This is a genomic window from Geothrix sp. 21YS21S-2 (assembly GCF_030846775.1).
Classification (GTDB): Bacteria; Acidobacteriota; Holophagae; order Holophagales; family Holophagaceae; genus Mesoterricola.
This window is the reverse complement of record NZ_CP132910.1, coordinates 1,538,181-1,559,643: the sequence shown is the minus strand read 5'-3', so window position 1 is coordinate 1,559,643 and position 21,463 is coordinate 1,538,181. Positions and strand designations below refer to the sequence as shown.

The following is a 21,463-nucleotide window of genomic DNA, read 5'->3' as shown; positions in this document are numbered from 1 at the left end:
GTCCCGGCAACCTCTAGCCGAGCACCTTGGCCATGAAGTCCGAGTGCAGGTTCCAGTGCAGGAACCCGGCCAGCCCGAACAGGAAGCCCAGGCCCGCGAAGACCATGGCCACCCTGAAGAGCCACCGCTTCCGGGTGAGGGCCGTGACGCCCGCCAGCGCGATGCCGACGCTCAGGCACGCCTCCGCCAGGTCGAACTGGTCGTCGTGGACGTTCATGGCATCGTAGTCCCTGGCGGCCTGTTCCGCTTCGGCCCTGATCTGGGTCTTCTCCGCATCGGCCTTCTTCGCGGCGGCCTCCTGGGCGGCGATGCGGGCCTCCACGCGCGCCTTGGCCTCGGGCCGCATGGCGGGGGCGGACTCCAGGACGGCGCGGAGGAGGTCGGCGGAATTCTCGGCGATGTGCTGCTTGGTGCTCTTGCTCTGGTAGTAGGCCCACTGGTCCACGGCGCGGGCCTGGGACTGCTGCATGGCCTGGACGACGTTGCCGTCCTTGACGTTGCACAGGGCCATGAAGGTGGCCACCACGGCCACGAAGAGGGCGATGAACCCGTTGAACCGGCTGTCTCCGGCATGGTCCTGCACTTCGTTCTGGATGGGTTCGAGGGCATCGGGCATGGGGGGCTCCTGTCGCGAACAAAGTATAGTGGTAGGATCGATCCTCCGTTCCGGAATCCGCACCGTTCCTCCCGGGAGTTCCCATGCTCCGATCCGCGGCAGTCCTGTTCCTCTCCCTGGGCCTCGCGGCGGCCCCCCCTGCCTGGGTGCAGAAGGGCGGCGTCGATCCCGAGGCCTACCCCGCGGCCCGGTACCTCACCGGCTATGGCCTCTCCAGCCCGGGCGGGTCCGAGGCCCAGCAGCGCTCCCAGGCCCTGGCCATGGCGCGCGAGGCCCTGGCGGCCTCCATCCGCACCCGGGTCACCTCCGACTTCACCAGCAGGGTCACCCAGCAGGACCAGCACATGACCCGGTTCGCCCAGAACCTCGTGCGCACCCGCGCCGACGTCGAGCTGGACGGGCTGGACACCCTCCTGGCGTGGGCCGATCCCGCGTCCAGGGTCACCCACGCCCTGGCCGTGCTGGACAAGCCCCGGGCCCTCCAGCTCCTGGGGGACAAGGTGGACCGCCAGGCCCGGGAGTGCGCCGGCGCCTTCGAGCGATCCCGGGCCGGCGGCGACGTCCCGGGGCTCCTGCGGGCGCGCCAGCTGCGCGAGGGCCTGGAGGAGTCCCTGCTGGTGCGGGCCGTGCTGGGCGGGGCGGCCACGCCGGTGTCCTGCCCCCCCGGGGCGGACATCGACCGGGAGCTGCGCAAGGCGCTGGCGGCCCGCAAGGGCCTGGACGGCCTCGTGGCCACGGCCGCCCTGGACCTGGGGGGCGGGCTGCCCCGGGGGATCCGGGTGCTCATGGATCGCATCACCTACGCCGACACCCCCTTCTGCGGGAGCCTTTCGGCCTACCTGGAACAGGCGCTGGGGGCCGAACTGGTGGCCTGCGGCCAGGTGAAGATCGTGGACAAGACCGCGGCCGCCGAGGCCATCCGCCAGGGGAACCTGGGCGCCGACTACGCCGAGACACTGCGCTCCCAGGCGGTGGTGCGCGGCACCTGCTTCGACCTGGGCGAGGAGGTGAGGCTCAGCCTGCGGGTGACGGCCGCCTCCGGCGAGGAGTTGGCGGCGGCCTCCTTCGGGATCCCCGCGGCCCTCCTGGCCAAGGCCGGACTGAAGCCGGCCCCGGACAACCTCGAGGACGCCCGGAAGACCCTGGCCATCTGCGACGCCAGGGTCCAGGCCTCCAGCCTGAAGGTGAAGCTGGCCCTGGACCGGGGCGACGGCGGCATCTACCGCAAGGGGGACCGACTCCACCTGTTCCTCAAGGCGAACATGGACTGCTACGTGAAGGTGCTCTACCACCAGGTGGACGGCACCAACGTGGTGGTCTTCCCCAACGCCTACCACCCCGACGCCCGCATCCAGCGCGACCGCCTCTACCAGATCCCCCCGGACGACGACAGCTTCAACCTGGAGGTGCAGGAGCCCTTCGGCGTGGAGATGGTGAAGGTCATGGCGTCCACCGCCCCGCTGGACCCGCCCGCGGCCGCGCCCCAGGGGCTCCAGGCCGTGCGCGCGGACCTGGCCTCCATCGTCGGCCACGCCCGGGGCATCACCTTGCGCAAGGCCGAGGCCCAGTACGCCGAGGACACCGCGGTGGTCAACACCCTGCCTGGCGGGAAGCCCTGACCCAGTCCGCGAAGGCGAGGTCGTCGTTGAGAAGGTGGTCCAGGAGCCAGGGGCGCAGGATCTCCAGGAGCCTGCGCGGGGCTTCCAGGGCCGGGTCGCCGAACTGCAGCGTCAGGAGGCCCACCTCGGTCAGCAGCTGGACATGCTTTTCCTGGTGCGGCCTGAAGCCGGGGAAGGCCACGGCCAGCATCTGGATCTCCTCGGCCTTGAAGTGCGCCTCGGCGTGGGTCGTGAGTTTGAAGAGGATGGCGTAAAGCTGGGCCGGGGAGGCCCCCGAGCGGATCCCCGCGTGGAGTTCGGCGTAGATGGCGAAGAGGCCCTTGTGTTCCTGGTCGATCTGGTCGATCCCCGTGTTCAGGTCTTCCGACCAGACTAGCTCGTCCATCCCATCTCCATTGGGGCCCATCCGTTGATACTAACCCACCCGGGTCCGCGCCCGCGGGAAATGGCGGGCCGGGGGCGGGTGGAGGTATGCGACAAAGCCTGTCCATGGCCCCTCCATGAGAAGATGGCGGGAAGGAGACCGCCGATGGCCGAGCATCGCCTTACCGCAACGGAGCAGCGCGTCCTGGGCTGCCTGATGGAGAAGCACCTCTCCACGCCCGACTACTACCCCCTGACCCTCAATGCCCTGGTGAACGCCTGCAACCAGAGCACCAACCGCGATCCGGTGATGGCCCTGGACGAGGCCGCCGTCCTGGAGGCGCTCCAGGAGCTGCGGGACGGCCAGGCCGTGTGGTTCGTGGGCGCGGCCGGGAGCCGGGTGCAGAAGTACAGCCACCGCCTGGCGGAGTCCCGGGGCCTGTCCGTGCAGGAGTGCGCCATCCTCGCCGAGCTCCTGCTGCGCGGTCCCCAGACCCCCGGTGAACTGCGCAACCGCAGCACCCGGATGTATCCCTTCCCGGACCTTGCCGAGGTGGAGGCGGTGCTGGAGCTGATGCTGGAGGCGGAGGAACCGCTGGTGGCCAGACTCCCGCGGCTGCCCGGGACGAAGGAGACCCGCTACGCCCACCTCCTGGGCGACCCTCCCGAGGCCGCCGCCTCCGCGCCGGCACCCGCCGCGCCGTCCCGTTCCGCGGCCCTGGAGGCGGAGGTGGCCGCGCTGAAGGGGGAGTTGGCGCAACTTAGGGCGGAGTTCGAGGCGTTCCGGGGGCAGTTCGAATAGGGCGTGCCGGAAAACCCAAAGCTGTGAATCGCTGGGCCCCCCTCACCCAGCAGATCACCGGCTTCCGCCACCGAATTGCGAACACCCTGGGCCACGGGTTCGTCGAGAAGGGGTGCGAGGACGCTCTGGACTTCCTACCTGCCTTCTCATCAATTCCGGCAAAGGGAGGATCGAGGTTCGCAGGCTGGGAATGAAGCCTCGCGAAGGAACCGGGGCCCTGGAACTCGAGGTCAAGGACGTCCAATGACACCTGCTGCGACCCACCCCAGCGTTGGCCCTGCGGAAACAGGGACTAACGCAGATATATGGGATAAAAGGGGATAGGTCATCGTGGGAGTTGCCACTTCATCCTTGTTCGGAAGGTCCCCGGGTTTGCGGGCAGGACCTGGCTAGCGCGTCCTCGTCACGAGGATGATCACGGCCACCGGCAGCAGCAGCAGGGCCAGGACGGCCCAGGACGCCGGTTTGGCGAAGTTCAGGGTCCACCCCACGCCGATGGGCTTGGGCACCCAGATCCGGGCGTCGTCGGGGTTCACGTAGAAGAGCCCCCACCTGTAGAACGCCAGGCTCGCGTCCACCGGCCTGAGCCGGACGAAGTCCCGGGCCATGAGGGCGATCCCCGCCACCATCAGGGCCAGGAAGGCCCCGACGCCGGCCAGGATGACGCCGGGGCCGTGCGCGGGGGCCAGCAGGACGAAACCCATCACCACCGCCAGGCCCAGGCCCAGCAGGCCCCGCATGGGCGCCATGGCCATGGCCCGTGCCTTCAGCGGGTCCTTCTGCGAGAGGGCCAGCAGGATGCCCAGGGCGGTGGTGAAGGCCCAGATCAGCACGGGGATCCCGAAGACGACCCAGGGCAGGGCGGCCTTGGGGGTCCAGCCGTTGGCGACCCCGCGGGCGTCGAAGTGCATGGGCACGGGGTCCGGGAGGGACGGGAGGATCCAGGCGTAGAAGAGGGCAAGGCCCCCGAACCCGGCCACGGCCAGGAGGTCCCAGGGGGACAGGAGGGAGGGGCGCTGTGGGGGTGCCATGGTGAAAGTATGCGGTGGGAGGAAGTTTGATGTCCTTCCCTCTTCCGCGAACGCGAAATCTGTTTATATTGCCAATAACGTTCTTGTATAAAAGAATTCACGAAGGAGGATCCCATGGGCAAGCATCAGGTGCGCATCGCCTGGAACCGCGGTGAGGCGGCCTTCGTGGATTCGCGGTACAGCCGGGCCCACGAGTGGGTCTTCGACGGCGGTGCCCGGGTGCCGGCCTCCTCCTCCCCCCTCGTGGTGCCGCCGCCCATGTCGGACCCCGCCCACGTGGACCCCGAAGAGGCCCTGGTGGCGGCCGCGAGCAGCTGCCACATGCTCTGGTTCCTCTCCATCGCCGCCGGCAAGGGCTTCGTGGTGGACGCCTACGTGGACGAGGCGGTGGGGATCATGGGCCGCAACCCCCTGGGGAAGGTGGCCATGACGCGCATCGCGCTGCGTCCCGAGATCACCTTCTCGGGACAGGCGCCCACGGCCCGGCAGCTGAGGGAACTCCATGAGGCCTCCCACGAGTGCTGCATGATCGCCAATTCCCTCATCACCGAGATCGTGGTGGAGGAACCCGTCAGGCTACCTTGAACTTCCGGCCGATCCAGGTGCGGGCCAGGGGCGTCTCCAGCCTCCCGGAGCGCAGGTCGCCCAGGCTGTACAGGGAGAGGTCCAGCACGGTGGTGTCCGGGCCCAGGGTCCCGTCCTGGAGGCGGGCCTCCAGGTCCCCCTTCGGGACGGCGCGCAGGCCTCCCGCGTCCACCAGCACGGAGGCCGCGGGGTCCACCTCCGCCAATCCAAGGTCGCCCACCAGCCGGCGCACCTTGCGCAGCATGCCGTCGATGGCGCAGCCCGAGGGGGCCGAGGCCAGTTCCGGCTCGGCCACCGCCAGGATCCGGTCCTTCACCATCGCGAATGCGCCCTGGTAGGCGTGCCCCTTGTGGCGCCACTGGGCCAGGATGGCCTCCATGCCCTCCTGCAGGCGGGCCCGGGTCTCCGGGGACGGCGCCGGGTCCAGGGCCACCAGCCAGAGGCGGGCGGAATCGGGCAGGGGCTGGAAGGGTTCGGGCAGATGGGACATGATGTCGCCTCGGTCCCCATTCTACCTGAGAACGAGTCTCGTGGGCAGTTCTGGCCCCGCGGGTCATAATGGATGCGAAACCGGAGGACGGGCCATGGAAAAGCGGCGGCTGGGCAGGAGCGACCTGATGATCACCTCCCTGGGCGTGGGCGCCTGGGCCATGGGGGGCAACAACTGGGCCTTCGGCTGGGGCCCCCAGGACGACGCGGACTCCATCGCGGCCATCCACGCCGCGCTTGAGGCCGGCTGGAACTGGATCGACACGGCCCCCGTGTACGGCCTGGGGCACTCGGAGGAGGTGGTGGCCCGGGCTCTCCAGGGGCTGGCGGACCGCCCCATGGTCTTCACCAAGTGCGGCCTGGTGTGGGACGAGGACCGGAAGGTCTCGGGGCGCCTCAAGCGCGAGTCGGTGGTGCGCGAGTGCGAGGAGAGCCTCCGGCGCCTGGGGGTCGACACCCTCGACCTCTACCAGATCCACTGGCCCGACCCGTCCCCCGACATCGAGGAGGCCTGGGAGGCCATCCGGGGCCTCAAGGCCCAGGGCAAGATCCGGTGGGCCGGCGTGTGCAACTTCAACCCGCAGCAGCTGGCGCGCCTGGGCTGGCCGGAGGAGGTCGCCTCCCTGCAGCCGCCCTACTCCGTCATCTCCCCCGAGGTGGAGACGGAACTCCTGCCGCTGTGCGCCCGGGAGGGCGTGGGGGTGATCGTCTACAGCCCCATGAAGAGCGGCCTGCTCACCGGCAAGATGACCCGGGAGCGGGTGGCCGCCATGCCCGATGACGACTTCCGCAAGGGCAAGGCCCAGTTCCAGGAGCCCAGGCTCACAAGGAACCTGGCCCTTGCCGACCTGCTCGGGGCCATCGGGGCCCGCCACGGACGCTCCGCGGGGGAGGCCGCGATCGCCTGGTGCCTCCGCCGCCCCCAGGTCACCGGGGCCATCGTGGGGGTGCGCAGCGCCGCCCAGGTGGCGGGGGTGGCCGGAGCCGCAAATTTCCGCCTCTCCCAGCACGAGGAGTCGGAAATCGCCGACTTCATGGCCGCGCATCCGGCGTAGCATAGGGCATCCCACAATCCGGAGGACGAGATGACCGCTCGCGTCAAAGAAATCCTATCGTGGTACGGCTCGGACAGCCCGGGCGTGAAGGCCAACCTTGCCCGCCTCATGAACACCGGGAAGCTGGCCGGCACCGGCAAGTTCGTGATCCTGCCCGTGGACCAGGGCTTCGAGCACGGCCCCGCCCGCAGCTTCGCCCCCAACCCCGCCGGCTACGACCCGCGCTACCACGTGGAGCTGGCCATCGAGGCCGGGTGCAACGCCTACGCGGCGCCCCTGGGCTTCCTGGAGGCCGTGGCCGGCGACTACGCCGGGGACATCCCCCTGATCCTCAAGCTCAACAACAGCGACAGCCTGGCCAAGGTGGGCGAGCCCTGCTCGGCGGTGACCGGCTCGGTGGAGGACGCGCTGCGCCTGGGCTGCACCGCCATCGGCTACACCATCTACCCCGGCAGCGGGGAGCGCAACGCCCAGTACGAGGCCCTGCGCGAGCTGGTCCTGGAGGCCAAGGCCGTGGGGCTGCCCACCGTGGTGTGGGCCTATCCCCGGGGCGCGGGCGTCTCCAAGGAGGGCGAGACCGCGCTCGACGTGGTGGCCTACGCCGCGCAGATGGCGGCGCAGATGGGCGCGCACATCATCAAGGTGAAACCCCCGAAGGATTTCCTGGAACAGGCCGAGGCCAAGAAGGTCTACGAGAAGTACGCCATCCCGTCGGCGACCCTGCGGGACCGCATCCGCCACGTGGTGCAGTCCGCCTTCAACGGCCGGCGCATCGTGATCTTCTCCGGCGGCGAGGCCAAGGGCACCGAGGAGGTGCTCGCCGAGGTGCGCGAGATCGCCGCCGGCGGAGGCTTCGGGAGCATCATGGGTCGCAACGCCTTCCAGCGGCCGAAGAAGGACGCGCTTGAGCTGCTGGCCGCCGTCATGGCCATCCACGCCGGGGCCTGAAGAAAAGTTTAAAGAGTTCACATTCCGATTTTGAAGGGTCCTAGGCTGGGTCTGTCCGGGTTCCGCCGCGGGGTTGGCGGCGCCTGACGAGGAGGAACGTCTGCCCATCCGGGCGGCCGGGGAAAAGTGTTGCACCATCAATCGTGAAAAATTTCTCAATTCGCCCGGATCCTTGATTCCCGTCAAGGTGTCCGGTTCCGGCCCCTGGGACCCTGATCCCATCCAACCGTGGAGGAGCACCATGTTCTGCAACCAGTGTGAGCAGGCCGCCAAAGGCACCGGCTGCGAGGATTTCGGCATCTGCGGCAAGGACGAGGACGTCCAGTCGCTGCAGGAGACCCTCCTCTACGGCCTCAAGGGCATGGCCGCCTACGCCCACCACGCCCGGCGCCTGGGCAAGGTGGACGATTCCGTCTCGGCCTTCATGGAGGAGGCCCTCTTCGCCACCATGACCAACGTCAACTTCGACGTGCCCAGCCTCCTGGAGCTGGTGCTGGAGTGCGGCAAGCAGAACCTCCGGGTCATGCAGCTCCTCGACGAGGGCCACGTGGAGCGCTACGGACAGCCCGCCGTGGGCGCCGTGGCCACGGGCACCCGCCCGCAGCCCGGCATCCTCGTCACCGGCCACGACATGGTGGACCTGGAGAACCTCCTGGCCCAGGTGGCGGGCACGGATGTCCTGGTGTACACCCACGGCGAGATGCTGCCGGCCCACATGTATCCGGTCCTGAAGAACCACCCCAACCTGGCCGGTCATTACGGCGGGGCCTGGCAGCTGCAGAAGTCCGAGTTCGAGGCCTTCGGCGGCGCCATCCTGGCCACCACCAACTGCATCCTGGAGCCCCGCGAATCCTACCGGGACCGCGTCTTCACCACGCGCGTCACGGCCGTTCCCGGCGGCACCCGGCTGCGCGGCGACGACTTCGCCTCCGTCATCGCCCGGGCCAAGGCCCTGGGACCGCTGCCGGAGCGCACCGGGCCTTCGCTGACCGTGGGCTTCCACCAGAGCGTGATCCTGGGCGCGGCGCCCGCCATCCTCGAGGCGGTGGCCAAGGGCGAGGTGACCCGGTTCTTCGTCATCGGCGGCTGCGACGGGGCGGAACCCGGGCGCAACTACTTCAGCGACTACGCGAAGAACGCGCCGGCCACCTCGTTCATCCTGACCCTCGGCTGCGGCAAGTTCCGCATCCTGGACCACGACTACGGCACGCTCCTGGGCCTGCCCCGGCTCCTGGACATGGGGCAGTGCAACAACGCGTACGGCGCCATCCAGGTCGCCGCCGGCCTGGCCGGCGCCCTCAACTGCGGCGTCAACGACCTGCCCCTGACGATTGTCCTCTCATGGTTCGAGCAGAAGGCCGTGGCCGTGCTCCTCACCCTCCTCCACCTGGGCGTGAGGAACATCGCCGTGGGCCCGGCCGCCCCCGCCTTCCTCAGCCCGAACGTCTTCAAGGTGCTCCAGGACGCCTACGGGCTGAAGCTCACAGGAACGGATGCCCTGGCGGACCTGGCCCTGGTATGATCGCATCGCGACCCCCCCACCCGAGGATTTCCACGTGAAAGCCAAGAGCTCCGTCATCGTTCTGGGTCTGGCCATCCCGATTCTCCTCGGGGTGTTCTTCGGGTCCGGCGTCTACACCTTCGTCGCGGCCAACGGGACGTCGTACCTCTCCGACAAGCCGGCGGTGTGCACCAACTGCCACGTCATGCAGGAGAACTACGACGGGTGGCTTCACGGGTCCCACCACGCGGTGGCCACGTGCAACGACTGCCACCTGCCCCACGACAACGTCGTGCACAAGTTCTACGTGAAGGCCGCCAACGGCTGGCACCACTCCCAGGCCTTCACCGTGGGCGGCTATCCCGACCCCATCCGGATCAAGCCCGGCAACGCCGCGGTGCTGGAGGCCAACTGCGTGCGCTGCCACGCGGGCCTCACGGGCGACATCACGGCCCACGGCACCCTCGGGGTGCCCACGGACCCCGCGCGCAGGGCCGACCTTTTCGGCTGCGTCCGCTGCCATCCCGGCGTGGGCCATGGCAACTGAAACCCGAACCTCCCTTCCTTCCATCCTGATTCCGCGAGGCTGACCATGACCGAGACCAAGCCGCCCCTGTTCAACCGACCCGCCTTCAGGCTGGGCCTCATCGCCGCCGCGGCCGCGGCTGGCACGATCCTCGTGCTCCTGCTCAACGCCAACATCTCCAAGCACAAGGCAGAGGCCTCCAAGACCAGCGTGCGCGTGGTGGACATGGACGAGAAGTCCGTGGATCCCGCGATCTGGGGCAAGAACTTCCCCCGCCAGTATGACGGCTACCTGCGCACCATCGAACGCTCCGGAACCAAGTACGGCGGCGGCGGCAGCGAGACCCTGGCCATCAGCAAGCTCACCGAGGACCCGCGCCTGCCCGTCATCTTCGACGGCTACGCCTTCGCCCTGGACTACCGCCAGCGCCGGGGCCACGCCTACATGCTGGACGACCAGCGCGCCACCAAGCGCGTCACGGACCGCCCCCAGCCCGGCGCCTGCCTCCACTGCCACGCGTCGACCACCGTGCCCTACCGCGAGGCCGGCATCAAGGCCGGGGCGCCCGGCAGCCTCGACGAGGCCCTGGACAGCCCCAACGCCCAGGCCCAGCTCCAGGCCGGGTTCCAGGCCGTCGGCAAGCTCCCCTACGCCGAGGCCACCAAGCTCGTGAAGCACCCCGTGGCCTGCATCGACTGCCACGATCCCAAGACCATGGCCCTGCGCGTGACCAAGCCCGGCTTCATCAACGGCATCGACGCCCTGGCCCGGAGCGGCGAGCCGGTGCCCCACCTGCCCTCCATCGAGACCTGGCGCAAGGGCGACCGTTCCCGGAACTACGACGCCAACATGGACGCCTCCCGGCAGGAGATGCGCTCCATGGTCTGCGGCCAGTGCCACGTGGAATACTACTGCGGCCCCAAGACCACCCTCTTCTTCCCCTGGAACAAGGGCCTGAAGGTCGAGCAGATCGAGGCCACCTACTCCGACTACAAGTTCTCCGACGGGCACCGGTTCTTCGACTGGAAGCACAAGCGCACCGGCGCCGAGGTCCTCAAGGCCCAGCACCCCGAGTTCGAGATGTGGAGCCAGGGCGTCCACGCCCGGTCCGGCGTGTCCTGCGCCGACTGCCACATGCCCTACGTGCGTGAAGGCGCCCTGAAGATCAGCGACCACCAGGTGCGCAGCCCCCTGCTCAACATCTCCCGCGCCTGCCAGACCTGCCACCGCTTCCCCGAGGCCGAGCTCAAGGCCCGCGTCGAGGCCATCCAGGACAAGACCCACACCCTTATGCTCCGCGCCGAGGACGCCGTGGTGGCGCTCATCAACGACCTGGAGAAGGCCAAGAACGACGGCATCCCCGAGACCGCCCTGGGCGACATCTTCGAGCTGCAGCGCAAGGCCCAGTGGCGCACGGACTTCGTCAACGCCGAGAACTCCATGGGCTTCCACGCGCCCCAGGAAGTGGCCCGCATCCTCGGCGAGGCCATCGACTTCGCCCGCCAGGGCCAGCTCGCCCTGCGCGACCTGCGGGACAAGACCAAGACCGCCAAGAAGTAAGGCCCCGGAGGCACCCATGTCCAAGCCCCTGACCCGACGCGATTTCCTTCGCGAGGGTGGCCTCTGCGCCACCGCCGCGACCCTGGCTTCCTCTCCCCTGGCCGCCGCCGCGGTGGCCAAGGGGGCCCCCAAGGGGCCCGGCATCGCCTGGGCCAAGGCCCCCTGCCGCTTCTGCGGCGTGGGCTGCGGCGTAATGGTGGGAAGCCGGCAGGGCAGGGTGGTCGCCGTGAAGGGCGACGACCAGCACCCGGGAAGCAAGGGCCTCCTGTGCGCCAAGGGCTACAGCCTCCCGGGCATCCTCACCGGCGGCGACCGGCTCACCTCGCCCCTGATCCGGAAGAACGGAAGGCTGGTGAAGGCCACCTGGGACGAGGCCCTGGACCTGGTGGCCCGCAGATTCAAGGAGACCCTCGCCGCCAAGGGCCCCGAGGCCGTGGCCATCTACGGCAGCGGCCAGTGGATGATCACCGACGGCTACGCGGCCACCAAGTGGTTCCGGGCCGGCATGGGCAGCAACAACGTGGAGGCCAACGCCCGGCTGTGCATGGCCAGCGCCGTCACGGGGTTCATGAGCACCTTCGGCAGCGACGAGCCCATGGGCTGCTTCGAGGACCTGGCCCTGTGCGACGTGCTGATCATGTGGGGCAACAACATGGCCGAGGCCCACCCGGTGCTCTTCGGCCAGGTGCTGGAGAGCAAGGGCGCCAACCCCGCCAAGCGCATCGTGGACCTCGCCACGCGGCGCACCCCCACCTCCGACTTCGCCGACAGCCACCTGCTCATGGCCCCCCAGAGCGACCTGGCCATCGCCAACGGCATCGCGCACCTGCTCCTGAAGAAGGGCGCCGTGGACAAGGCCTTCGTGGAAAAGCACGTGGTCTTCAAGCGGGGCAAGGAACAGATCGGCTACGGCCTGGCGGACAAGTCCAGGTTCGCCGACGAGGCGAAGAAGGTCACCTTCGAGGAGTACGCGGCCTTCCTGGAGACCTACACGCCCGAGCACGTGGCCAGGCTCAGCGGCCTTTCCGTGGCCGCCCTGGAGCAGCTGGCGGGGTATTTCGCCGACCCGAAGCTCAAGGTGATGTCGGTGTGGTGCATGGGCGTGAACCAGCACAGCCGGGGCACCTGGATGAACAACCTCATCTACAACCTCCACCTCCTCACCGGCAAGATCTGCAAGCCCGGCTCCACGGCCTACTCCGTCACGGGCCAGCCCAGCGCCTGCGGAACCGTGCGGGAAGTGGGCGACCTCGCCCACCGGCTCCCGGCCGACATGGTGGTCATGAACCCCGAGCACCGGGCCATCGCGGCGAAGATCTGGAAGGTGCCGGTGGAGCGCATCAACCCCAAGCCCGGCTACCACACGGTGGAGATGTTCCGGGCCCTGGACCGGGGCGACGTCACCTGCATGTGGATCCAGGTCACCAACCCCTTCGTGAGCCTGCCCAACGTGGACCGCTTCCGCAAGGGGGCCCGCAAGGACGGGCGGTTCATCGTGGTGTCGGACGTCTATCCCACGGAGACCACCGGGTTCGCCGACGTGGTGCTCCCCAGCGCCATGTGGGTCGAGCGGGAGGGCTTCTTCGGCAACAGCGACCGGCGCACCCAGCACTGGGACCAGCTGGCCGAGCCCCCCAAGGGCTGCCTCCCCGACGACTGGCAGATCGTCGAAGTGGCCCGCCGCATGGGCATGGGCGACCTCTTCCCCAGGGACCGGGCCACCTACGTGAAGGACCTCTACGAGGAATACCGGCAGTTCACGGTGGGCACCGGCAAGGACATCGGCACCTACGAGGAGCTCAAGGCGAACCGGGGCCTGCGCTGGCCCGTGGTGAAGGGGAAGGAGACCGCCCGCCGCTACGTGGAGGGGGAGGATCCCTACGTGAAGGCCGGGGAAGGCATCTCGTTCTACAAGAACAAGGCCGACGGCGGCAGGGCCGTGGTGTGGCTGCGCCCCTGGGAAGGCCCCGCGGAGGTCCCGGACGCCGAGTACCCGCTGTGGTTCACCACCGGCCGCATGCTGGAGCACTGGCACACCGGCACCATGACCCGGCGCGTCCCCCAGCTGAACAGGGCCCAGCCCAAGGGCTTCCTGGAGATCCACCCCGAGGACGCCAAGGCCGTCGGCGTAGCCGACGGCGGCCTCGTGAAGGTCACCTCCCGACGGGGCAGCGTCACGCTGCCGTGCCGCTTCGAGGCCCGGGGCCAGGTGCCCAGGGGCACCGTCTACACGTCGTTCTTCGACGAGTCCCAGCTCATCAACGCCGTCACCCAGGACAGCATCTGCCCCATCAGCGCCGAGCCGGACTACAAGAAGTGCGCCTGCAAGGTGGAGAAGGCATGAGAACCCTGGCGCTGTCCCTGCTTCTGGCCGGGCTGGCCCCGGTCCTCCCCGCCAGGGCCCCGGAGCGCCTCCACGCCTACGCTCCGCCGGTCATCCCCCACGACCTCCACAAGGACGCATCCTGCACCGGCTGCCACGCCAGGGAGATCAGCGGCGGCGTGCCCGCCGTGCCCCACAAGGCCGGCGGCTGGTGCCAGTCCTGCCACGTGCCCTCCGGCGCCGCGGCCCCCTTCCGCGCCAACGCGTTCAAGGGCGAGCCGGCCTCCCGAGCGAGGGGCGCCAGGGCCTACCCGGGCGCCCCGCCCGCGCTGCCCCACGCCGTGGCGATGCGGGAGAACTGCCTGGCCTGCCATGGCCGGGAGGTCCATCCCGGAATGAGGCGCAATCCCCACCCGGGACGGGCCAACTGCCTGTCCTGCCACCTGGGCTAGATTTCAGGTAACCTCAGGGGATCGAGGGACAGGCGATGTTGTATTCCATGGCGACCGGCTATGCCCTGCGCGCGCTTTCCGCGCTGCCCGAGGACGGGTCCTACCTCCTGGCCAAGGAGCTCGCGGGCCGCGTGGAACTCCCCGGGCCCTACCTGGCCAAGGTCCTCCAGACCCTGGCCCACGGCGGCATCCTGGAGTCCATGCGGGGGCCCCACGGCGGCTTCCGGCTGGCCCGCCCCGCGGCCTCCATCACGGTGGGCGAGGTGGTGGCCATCCTGAACACCATGGACACCACCACCGTCTGCGTCATGGGCTTCACCGACTGCCTGAGCAAGGGGAAGCCCTGCCCGCTGCACGTCGCCTGGTGCGACGCCAAGGCCACCCTCGACCACACCATGGCCGAGGTGACCATCAGCGATCTCTACCGCCTGGACCTCTCGACCCTGAAGGTGGTGCCCCGCGTGAAGTGCATGGCGGAGGGAGCGGTCTGAAGGGCGGGGCCCCGCGAAGCCGGAAGGGGCACTTTTACCTGGAACTCAGGGGCACGGCTTGTAGAATGCAGGGGAATTTTCCATGAGGAGGTGCCCGTGCCACTGACCCATCGTTTGTCCGCGGAAGTCTTCGGAACCTTCTGGCTGGTGCTGGGCGGCTGCGGCAGCGCCGTGCTGGCCGCGGCCTTCCCCGGCGTGGGCATCGGCCTGCACGGCGTGAGCCTGGCCTTCGGGCTCACCGTCCTCACCATGGCCTACGCCGTGGGCCCCATCTCAGGCTGCCACCTGAACCCGGCCGTGACCCTGGGGCTGGCCGTGGGCGGGCGCTTCGCGTGGAAGGACGTCGCCCCCTACTGGGCCGCGCAGGTTGCGGGCGCGGTCCTCGCGGGCGGGGTGCTCTTCCTCATCGCCTCCGGCAAGCCCCTGTTCCAGGCCGGCGGGTTCGCCAGCAACGGGTACGGCCTCCACAGCCCCGGGCAGTATTCGCTGGGCTCGGCCTTCCTCACGGAGGTCGTGATGACCTTCTTCTTCCTGTTCGTGATCCTCGGCGCCACGTCCCGCAAGGCGCCCGCCGGGTTCGCCCCCATCGCCATCGGCCTGTGCCTGACCCTCATCCACCTGGTGAGCATCCCCGTGACCAACACCAGCGTGAACCCCGCCCGGAGCACCGGGGTGGCCTTCTTCGCGGACGGGGGCTGGGCCCTGGGGCAACTGTGGCTGTTCTGGGTGGCTCCGCTGGCCGGGGCCGCCCTGGCGGGCCTCGTGTTCCCCAGGCTGGACAAGGATTCATAGCCTGCAAGGATGGCTTTCTTTTATCCATTTTATTTTCCCCGTCCATCCCCGTTCATCGCCGGCAAATCATGCGAATGAATTTGCCGGCGATGAACGGGGATGAACAAGGAAAAAAAATTGAAATCCGGAATCCAAGCATTCGGCGGGCGGTGAGGATTGGAACCTGAATGCTTTGCGATTCGGGAATCAACCTCTAGATCTGGCCCAGGGTCTTCCCGGCGCTGCGCAGGTCCTCGCAGGCGCGGACGACGCGGTCGGCCATGCTCTGCTCGGCCTTCTTCATGTAGGGGCGGGGATCGTAGGCCTTCTTGTCGCCCACTTCGCCGTCGATCTTCAGGACGCCGTCGTAGTTCTTGAACATGTGGCCGGCGATGGCGCGGGTGAAGGCGTACTGGGTGTCGGTGTCCACGTTCATCTTCACCACGCCGTAGTCCAGGGTGGCGTGGATCTCGGCCAGGCTCGAGCCGGAGCCGCCGTGGAAGACGAGGCGGCTGCGCTGGCCGGGGAAGGCCTTGTCGATGGCGGCCTGGCCGTCCCGGAGGATCTCGGGGCGCAGGACGACGTTGCCGGGCTTGTAGACGCCGTGCACGTTGCCGAAGGTGGCGGCCAGAAGGTACCTGCCCAGGGGGGACAGGGCCCTGTGCACTTCCACCATGTCCTCGGGGGTGGTGTAGAGCTTGTCCTTGGGGACGCCGCTGGTGTCGTGGCCGTCCTCCTCGCCGCCCACGACGCCGGTCTCCACCTCCAGGATGATCTCGCTGGCGGCGCACCGCTTCAGGAGTTCCGCGGAGCGCCGGATGTTCTCGTCCAGGGGCAGCTCGGAGCCGTCGAACATGTGGGCGTTGAAGAGGTTGCCCTGGCCCGCGGCACGGCGGCGCTCGGTCTCGGCGATGAGGGGGAGCACGAAGGTCTCGAGGTACTTGGGGTGGCAGTGGTCCGTGTGCAGGGCCACGTTCACTTCGTAGTGCTGGGCCATGTAGTGGACGTACTGGGCCAGGGCGATGGCTCCGTAGGCCATGCTCTTGACGCCCAGGCCGCTCATGAACTCGGCGCCGCCGGTCGAGATCTGGACGATGCCGTCGGCCTTGGCGGTCTTGAGGCCGAGGAGGACCGCGTTGGCGGTCTCGGTGGAGGTGACGTTGAAGGCCGCGTAGGCGTACTTCCCTTGCTGCGCCTTGTCGAGCATCGTGAGGTATTGGGCGGGGGTGACAACCGGCATCGGATTCCTCTTTTCTGGTCAGGTCGATTCAGTTTGACACCTGCCCGGGGCCTGGGGCAATGTGAGTCCTTCGGCGCCCGGTTTCCATCGAGGAGCAAAGCCCATGTCGCACCGGAAGGGATTCCTGGCGGTCCTCAACCTCACCGTCCTGGTGGCGGCCCTGGGGTATTTCGTGGACATCTTCGACCTGCTGCTGTTCCCCATCGTCCGGCAGCAGAGCCTCCTGGCCATCGGCGTGCCGCCCTCGGGGCTGCTGGACACCGGGGCCTTCCTCCTGAACGTCCAGATGACCGGCATGCTCCTGGGGGGCATCCTCTGGGGGGTCATGGGCGACAAGAAGGGCAGGCTCTCGGTCCTGTTCGGGTCCATCGCCCTCTACTCCGCCGCCAATTTCGCCAACGCCTTCGCCGCCTCGGTGCCCCTCTACGCCGTGTGCCGCTTCGTGGCGGGCTTCGGCCTGGCCGGGGAGCTGGGGGCGGCCATCACCCTGGTGAGCGAGGTCCTCTCCAGGGAGACCCGGGCCTACGGCACCACCCTGGTGGCGGCGGTGGGGGTGTCCGGGGCCGTGGTGGCGGGGCTCGTGGGCAACTACATGACCTGGAAGGTGGCCTACCTGGTGGGCGGGAGCCTGGGCTTCGCGCTCCTGCTCCTGCGCATCGGGGTGGCCGAAAGCGGGATGTTCGCCCAGATGAAGACCGGGGGGGTGGCGAGGGGCAGCCTCTGGATGCTCGTGAACGACCGGGACCGGCTCTTCCGCTACATGGCGTGCATCGCCATCGGCATGCCCACCTGGTACGTGGTGGGCATCCTGGTGACCTTCTCCCCGGAATTCGCACGGACCCTGGGCGTCATCGGCACCGTGAAGGCCGGCACCGCCGTGGCGTTCTGCTACGCGGGGCTGGTGCTCGGGGACGTGTCCTCGGGCGTGCTGAGCCAGGTGCTCCGCAGCCGCCGGGGGGCGGTGGCCGCGTTCCTGGTGCTCGACGCCCTGGTGGTGCTGGCCTACCTCTTCGGGCTCCATGGGCGGAGCCCGGCCTTCCTGTACGGCCTCTGCGCGGCCCTGGGCTACACCATCGGCTACTGGGCGGTCTTCATGACGATCGCCGCCGAGCAGTTCGGCACGAACCTGCGGGCCACGGTCACGATCACGGTGCCCAACTTCGTGCGGGGCGGCCTGGTGCCCATGGCCCTGCTCTTCGCCGCCCTGAAGGCCCCCATGGGCCTGGTGGGCTCGGCCCTGGCCGTGGGCGCGCTGGCCATCGGGATCGCCCTGCTCACCCTCTGGGGACTGGCGGAGACCCATGGGCGGGACCTGGACTTCCTGGAGCGCTGAAGGGCTTCAGAACACGGCGGCGGCGCCGCCGTCGATGGGGATGACCGTCCCCGTCGTCCAGCGGCTCTCGTCCCCGAGGAGGTGGATGGCCAGAGCGGCCACCTCCTCCTCGCGGCCGAGGCGGCGCAGGGGATTGACCCGGGAGAGCGCGTGCAGGGCCGCGGCCGGATCCGGGGCGGCCTTGAGGCGCGCGTCCACCATGGCGGTGTGGACGGGTCCCGGGGCGACGGCGTTGCAGCGGATGGCGCGCGGGGCCCACTCCAGGGCCAGCACCTGGGCCAGCATGTGCACGCCCGCCTTGGCCACGCTGTAGGCGGCGGTGTCGGGGATGGCCCGGATGCCCACGTTCGAGCCCACCAGCACGACGCTGGCGCCGTCCTTGAGGAGGCCGCCCAGGTGATGGCAGAGGAGCCAGGGGCCCTTCAGGTTGGATGCGATCATGCATTCGAATGCGAGGGTCGATGTCCCCTCCACGCTGCCGGTGAGCAGGGAGCCCGCGGCCAGCACCATGCCGTCCAGGGGGGGGCAGTCCTTCGCGAACGCCAGCACGGCCTCGTCCCGGGTGTGGTCCAGGACGGCCCGGACGGCGTGGGGCAGGGTCTCCTTCAGGGCCTCCCCGCGGCGGCCGGCCAGGATCAGTTCCGCGCCCAGCGCGTCCAGGCGCCGGGCGCAGGCCCGGCCGATGCCCGAGCCGGCCCCCGTCACCAGGATCCGCCTGCCCAGGAAGGGCTTCACGGGAGCTTGACGCCGGAGGGCGTCACCACGCCGCCGGAGACGGCCCAGGTGAGGGCCTGCTCGGGGCTGATGGGCATGGGGGTGACCTTGGAGGCCTCCACCATGATCACGTAGCCGGAGGTTGGGTTGGGCGCCGTAGGGACGTAGACGGCCACCATCTCCTCGCCCTGCCCGAAGCCGGCCCAGGTGCAGTCCCGGTGGGCCACGAAGCCCAGGGTGTAGGCGCCGGGCCGGGGCCATTCCACCCGCACCACTTCCTTGAACGAGCCGCCCTGGCCGCTCTGGATGGCGCTCATGAGCTGCTTGGTGGCGCCGTAGATGCCCTTGACGACCGGGATGTACATCACCAGCTCGTCCAGCCACCCGAGGATCTGGCGGCCCACGAAGTTGCCCACCAGGGCCCCGGCCAGCAGCAGGAGGGAGATGGTGGCCGCCGCGGAGATGAGGGCCAGGCCCCAGGCGGGCGGCACCGGCAGGTGGAGCATGGCGGCGACCATGGAGGCCGGCCCCCGGAAGATGTCCACCAGGGAGTTGAAGATGGCACGGAGGATCCAGAACGTCACCACCGAGGGCAGCAGCGTGAAGAATCCCGCCAGCAGATATTTCCTGAACATGTTTGCCTCACACCTTCCGGTCGGGGGACTCGTGGGCCGACAGGCGCCCGTGGCCTGCGAGGAGGCTGGGGCCCAGCTTGCTCCAGAACTTCCGGAAGTAGGTCACCGCGCTCCAGATGGAAAGGATCATGGCCACCCAGAGCAGCAGCACGCCCATGCCCCAGAAGAAGCTGTAGGGCCTGGGGAAATGGATGAAGACCCGGAAGATCGGCAGGCCGGTCCAGTCCAGGAGCCAGCCGTCGAGCACCGGCCCCAGGAGCAGGCAGGAGATGGCGGCGATCTGGAAGCCCAGCTTCCATTTGCCCAGGCGCTCGGCGGCGATGGTGACGCCCTCCTCGCTCGCGATGCCCCGGAGGCCCGTGATGGCCATTTCCCGCCCCAGGATGATGAAGGTCATCCAGGCCGGGGCCATGCCCAGCTCCACCAGGCTGATGAGGGCGCCCATGATGAGGAGCTTGTCCGCCAGGGGGTCCAGGAGCTTGCCCAGGGTGGTCACCTGGCCCCATTTGCGCGCCAGGTAGCCGTCCAGGAGGTCGGTAAGGCTCGCCGCCCAGAAGACCAGGACGCCGATGATTTCATGATTGGTAACCCGCGTCAGGAGCACCACCACGAGGATGGGCACCATGAGGATCCGGGCGAGGGTCAGGTAGTTGGGTACGGTCATGGGATAAGGGGCACTTTCAGGGCTCTCGGCGATGGAGGGTCGAATCGTCTTCCAGGTTGAAGCTCCAGTCTAACGGCTCCGGAGGCTGTTCAACCCATCGAAGGAGTTGGCTTTAATCGTTTATATTATCGTCAAATCCCCTTTTCCGGCCAGCCTCTGCCACTGGGAGTCCTCGATGACCTCGAAGGCGCCCTCGGGGCCGTCGGGAAAGAGGAGGCTCTCCCGGGAGACGCGCACCCGGGTCCCGCGGGCCTGCAGGGCCGTCAGGAGCGCCAGGGCCTCCGGGTCCTCCAGGAGGCCGGTGGCCTCCAGGGCCAGGCCCACCCAGGGCACCTGGGGGTCCAGCTCGCGCAGCACGCCCAGGAGGAGGCGCCTTCCCACGCCGCCGTTGCCGGCGCCGAGCGATGCCCGGGTGAGCAGGAGGGGCCGGGGCCGGGCCTGGAGCGGGGCGGGGACGACGCGGGTCACGGGCTCGACGGCGCGAACCGGGGCGGGCGCCGGCGCGTCCGCGCCGGCCGTCTCGACGCGCCAGCCCGAGCCCTCCCGGTAGGGCGTGGCGGTGCGCCCGGAGCGCTCCAGGAACCGCTGGACGTTGTGCAGGAGCATCTCGTCGCCGCCGATGATCACGCGCAGGGGGAGGCCGGGATGGTCCTCCAGCACCCGGCTCACCTCCCGGAGGGCCTCGGAGACTGTGACATCGAAGAGTTCCAGGGTCAGGATATCCATGACTGGAGTTTAAATCTTTTGTCCACACCGAAAGCCGAAGAGTTCAAGGAATGGCTGCGGACCGCCGCGATGGAACGGGGATTCGCCCGCGTGGGCTTCGCCTCCTGCGCGCCCTTCGACCGGGAACGGCTCTCCCGGTGGTTCCAGGAGGGCCGGGGCGCGCTCCTGCCCTACCTGCGGGAGGAGGCCCTGGCCGACCCCGCCTCGGTGATGGAGGGGGCCCGCACGGCCCTGGTGGGGTTCTTCCCCTACGCCCGGCCCGCGGCCGTGCCCGGCGCCGCCGAGGGCTCCCTGAAGGTGAGCCGCTACGTCTGGGGCCCGGACTACCACCGGATCCTCAAGCCCCGGCTCAAGGCCCTCCTCGCAGAGGCCCAGGAGCTCTGGCCCGGCCTCCAGGGCCGGGTGTGCGTGGACACGGCCCCGATCCTGGAGCGCCAGCTGGCCGCCAGGGCCGGCCTGGGCTGGCAGGGCAAGCACACGCTCCTCATCGCCGGCAAGGGCGGCTCCTGGGGCTTCCTGGGGGTGGTGCTGCTGGATGCCGAGCTGCCCCCGGATCCGCCCTTTCCCGGGGAGCGGTGCGGCTCCTGCACGCGGTGCCTGGATGTCTGCCCCACCGGAGCCCTGGAGCCCTTCAGGCTGGACCCCGGCCTCTGCCTGACCACCTACACCGTGGAGACCGAGGCGCCGCCGCCGCCCGCGGTGGAGGCGGCCCTGGCCGCCACCCGGTGGGCCGCGGGCTGCGACCTCTGCCAGGAGGTCTGTCCCTGGAACCGCGCGCCGCTCTGGGGCGACGGCGGGCTGTGGGGGGGGGCAAGCCCGCTCCACACCCAGCCCGCGGAGGCGGGCCGGATGGGCGTCGGAAGGTGGCAGTCGCTGACCCGCGGGACGGCGCTGCGGAGGGTCCGGCACCGGCACTGGCTTGCCACCCTGGGCAGGATATTGGGCTAGGGCGGGTTTCCTTGTTTATTCCCAAGCCGTTTTTCTATAACGTGGCACGAGGGGAAACCCACCGGAGAAGA

General features: G+C 69.3%; 23 protein-coding genes. 14 read left to right on the top strand and 9 right to left on the bottom strand.

What is annotated here, in order from left to right; all coding sequences use genetic code 11:
* Positions 1–13 precede the first annotated feature (13 nt).
* On the bottom strand, positions 14–616 hold the full coding sequence (locus tag RAH40_RS07105) for a DUF4337 domain-containing protein (protein ID WP_306601396.1): 603 nt from the start codon (positions 614–616) through the stop codon (positions 14–16).
* 83 nt (positions 617–699) lie between these two features.
* On the opposite strand from RAH40_RS07105, the gene RAH40_RS07100 reads away from it, so the two are divergent.
* Positions 700–2,235, top strand: a complete 1,536-nt coding sequence (locus RAH40_RS07100; RefSeq protein ID WP_306601395.1) for a DUF4384 domain-containing protein — start codon at positions 700–702, stop codon at positions 2,233–2,235.
* Here RAH40_RS07100 and RAH40_RS07095 read toward each other — a convergent pair.
* Complete coding sequence (locus RAH40_RS07095; protein ID WP_306601394.1) at positions 2,207–2,620, bottom strand: bacteriohemerythrin; 414 nt, start codon at positions 2,618–2,620, stop codon at positions 2,207–2,209. The two genes, RAH40_RS07100 and RAH40_RS07095, sit on opposite strands and share 29 nt — an antisense overlap.
* Before the next feature lie 144 nt (positions 2,621–2,764).
* Here RAH40_RS07095 and RAH40_RS07090 point away from each other — a divergent pair, with 144 nt between their 5' ends.
* On the top strand, positions 2,765–3,400 hold the full coding sequence (locus RAH40_RS07090; protein WP_306601393.1) for a YceH family protein: 636 nt from the start codon (positions 2,765–2,767) through the stop codon (positions 3,398–3,400).
* Positions 3,401–3,789: 389 nt separating this feature from the next.
* Here RAH40_RS07090 and RAH40_RS07085 read toward each other — a convergent pair whose 3' ends face one another.
* A complete protein-coding gene (locus RAH40_RS07085) occupies positions 3,790–4,431 on the bottom strand; it encodes a DUF5808 domain-containing protein (RefSeq protein ID WP_306601392.1) in 642 nt (213 codons plus the stop codon).
* A gap of 114 nt (positions 4,432–4,545) precedes the next feature.
* Here RAH40_RS07085 and RAH40_RS07080 point away from each other — a divergent pair, with 114 nt between their 5' ends.
* Entirely contained in the window at positions 4,546–5,016 is a 471-nt protein-coding gene (locus tag RAH40_RS07080) for an OsmC family protein (protein ID WP_306601391.1), read from the top strand.
* Here the strand turns inward: RAH40_RS07080 and RAH40_RS07075 are convergent.
* On the bottom strand, positions 5,003–5,506 hold the full coding sequence (locus tag RAH40_RS07075; protein ID WP_306601390.1) for a hypothetical protein: 504 nt from the start codon (positions 5,504–5,506) through the stop codon (positions 5,003–5,005). The two genes, RAH40_RS07080 and RAH40_RS07075, sit on opposite strands and share 14 nt — an antisense overlap.
* Positions 5,507–5,600: 94 nt before the next feature.
* On the opposite strand from RAH40_RS07075, the gene RAH40_RS07070 reads away from it, so the two are divergent.
* The 9 genes from RAH40_RS07070 to aqpZ all read left to right on the top strand — a co-directional run bounded on the left by RAH40_RS07070 (position 5,601) and on the right by aqpZ (position 15,153).
* Positions 5,601–6,560 (top strand): aldo/keto reductase, encoded by a 960-nt coding sequence (locus RAH40_RS07070; RefSeq protein WP_306601389.1) that lies wholly within the window; start codon positions 5,601–5,603, stop codon positions 6,558–6,560.
* A 30-nt stretch (positions 6,561–6,590) separates the two neighbouring features.
* Positions 6,591–7,508, top strand: coding sequence for a class I fructose-bisphosphate aldolase (locus RAH40_RS07065; protein WP_306601388.1), 918 nt, complete (start codon positions 6,591–6,593; stop codon positions 7,506–7,508).
* A gap of 241 nt (positions 7,509–7,749) precedes the next feature.
* Positions 7,750–9,030 carry a hydroxylamine reductase gene (gene hcp, locus RAH40_RS07060; RefSeq protein WP_306601387.1) on the top strand — a complete coding sequence of 427 codons (1,281 nt, stop codon included), beginning with the start codon at positions 7,750–7,752 and terminating at the stop codon, positions 9,028–9,030.
* Entirely contained in the window at positions 9,002–9,556 is a 555-nt protein-coding gene (gene nrfH, locus RAH40_RS07055; RefSeq protein ID WP_373432549.1) for a cytochrome c nitrite reductase small subunit, read from the top strand. The genes hcp and nrfH overlap by 29 nt, the downstream gene beginning before the upstream one ends.
* Before the next feature lie 45 nt (positions 9,557–9,601).
* A complete protein-coding gene (locus RAH40_RS07050) occupies positions 9,602–11,095 on the top strand; it encodes an ammonia-forming cytochrome c nitrite reductase subunit c552 (RefSeq protein ID WP_306601385.1) in 1,494 nt (497 codons plus the stop codon).
* A gap of 16 nt (positions 11,096–11,111) precedes the next feature.
* Complete coding sequence (locus RAH40_RS07045; protein WP_306601384.1) at positions 11,112–13,439, top strand: molybdopterin-dependent oxidoreductase; 2,328 nt, start codon at positions 11,112–11,114, stop codon at positions 13,437–13,439.
* Complete coding sequence (locus RAH40_RS07040) at positions 13,436–13,870, top strand: hypothetical protein (protein ID WP_306601383.1); 435 nt, start codon at positions 13,436–13,438, stop codon at positions 13,868–13,870. Before RAH40_RS07045 ends, RAH40_RS07040 begins: the two co-directional genes overlap by 4 nt.
* Before the next feature lie 47 nt (positions 13,871–13,917).
* Complete coding sequence (locus tag RAH40_RS07035; protein ID WP_306601382.1) at positions 13,918–14,361, top strand: Rrf2 family transcriptional regulator; 444 nt, start codon at positions 13,918–13,920, stop codon at positions 14,359–14,361.
* 96 nt (positions 14,362–14,457) lie between these two features.
* The gene (gene aqpZ / locus RAH40_RS07030; protein ID WP_306601381.1) at positions 14,458–15,153 is read left to right on the top strand and encodes an aquaporin Z; all 696 of its coding nucleotides are present in this window, start codon (positions 14,458–14,460) and stop codon (positions 15,151–15,153) included.
* 193 nt (positions 15,154–15,346) lie between these two features.
* On the opposite strand, the gene fbaA is transcribed toward aqpZ, so the two are convergent.
* Positions 15,347–16,372, bottom strand: a complete 1,026-nt coding sequence (gene fbaA / locus RAH40_RS07025; protein ID WP_306601380.1) for a class II fructose-bisphosphate aldolase — start codon at positions 16,370–16,372, stop codon at positions 15,347–15,349.
* Between the two features lie 103 nt (positions 16,373–16,475).
* On the opposite strand from fbaA, the gene RAH40_RS07020 reads away from it, so the two are divergent.
* Positions 16,476–17,705 (top strand): MFS transporter, encoded by a 1,230-nt coding sequence (locus RAH40_RS07020; RefSeq protein WP_306601379.1) that lies wholly within the window; start codon positions 16,476–16,478, stop codon positions 17,703–17,705.
* A 6-nt stretch (positions 17,706–17,711) separates the two neighbouring features.
* On the opposite strand, the gene RAH40_RS07015 is transcribed toward RAH40_RS07020, so the two are convergent.
* The 4 genes from RAH40_RS07015 to RAH40_RS07000 form a co-directional block, all read right to left on the bottom strand.
* Positions 17,712–18,440: an SDR family NAD(P)-dependent oxidoreductase gene (locus RAH40_RS07015; RefSeq protein ID WP_306601378.1), complete on the bottom strand. Its 729-nt coding sequence runs from the start codon at positions 18,438–18,440 to the stop codon at positions 17,712–17,714.
* Complete coding sequence (locus RAH40_RS07010) at positions 18,437–19,054, bottom strand: DUF502 domain-containing protein (RefSeq protein ID WP_306601377.1); 618 nt, start codon at positions 19,052–19,054, stop codon at positions 18,437–18,439. The genes RAH40_RS07015 and RAH40_RS07010 overlap by 4 nt, the downstream gene beginning before the upstream one ends.
* 7 nt (positions 19,055–19,061) lie before the next feature.
* Positions 19,062–19,718, bottom strand: a complete 657-nt coding sequence (gene pgsA / locus RAH40_RS07005; protein WP_306601376.1) for a CDP-diacylglycerol--glycerol-3-phosphate 3-phosphatidyltransferase — start codon at positions 19,716–19,718, stop codon at positions 19,062–19,064.
* 120 nt (positions 19,719–19,838) lie between these two features.
* Complete coding sequence (locus RAH40_RS07000) at positions 19,839–20,444, bottom strand: hypothetical protein (protein WP_306601375.1); 606 nt, start codon at positions 20,442–20,444, stop codon at positions 19,839–19,841.
* An 18-nt stretch (positions 20,445–20,462) separates the two neighbouring features.
* Here RAH40_RS07000 and RAH40_RS06995 point away from each other — a divergent pair, with 18 nt between their 5' ends.
* The gene (locus RAH40_RS06995) at positions 20,463–21,392 is read left to right on the top strand and encodes an epoxyqueuosine reductase (RefSeq protein WP_306601374.1); all 930 of its coding nucleotides are present in this window, start codon (positions 20,463–20,465) and stop codon (positions 21,390–21,392) included.
* Positions 21,393–21,463: the final 71 nt, after the last annotated feature.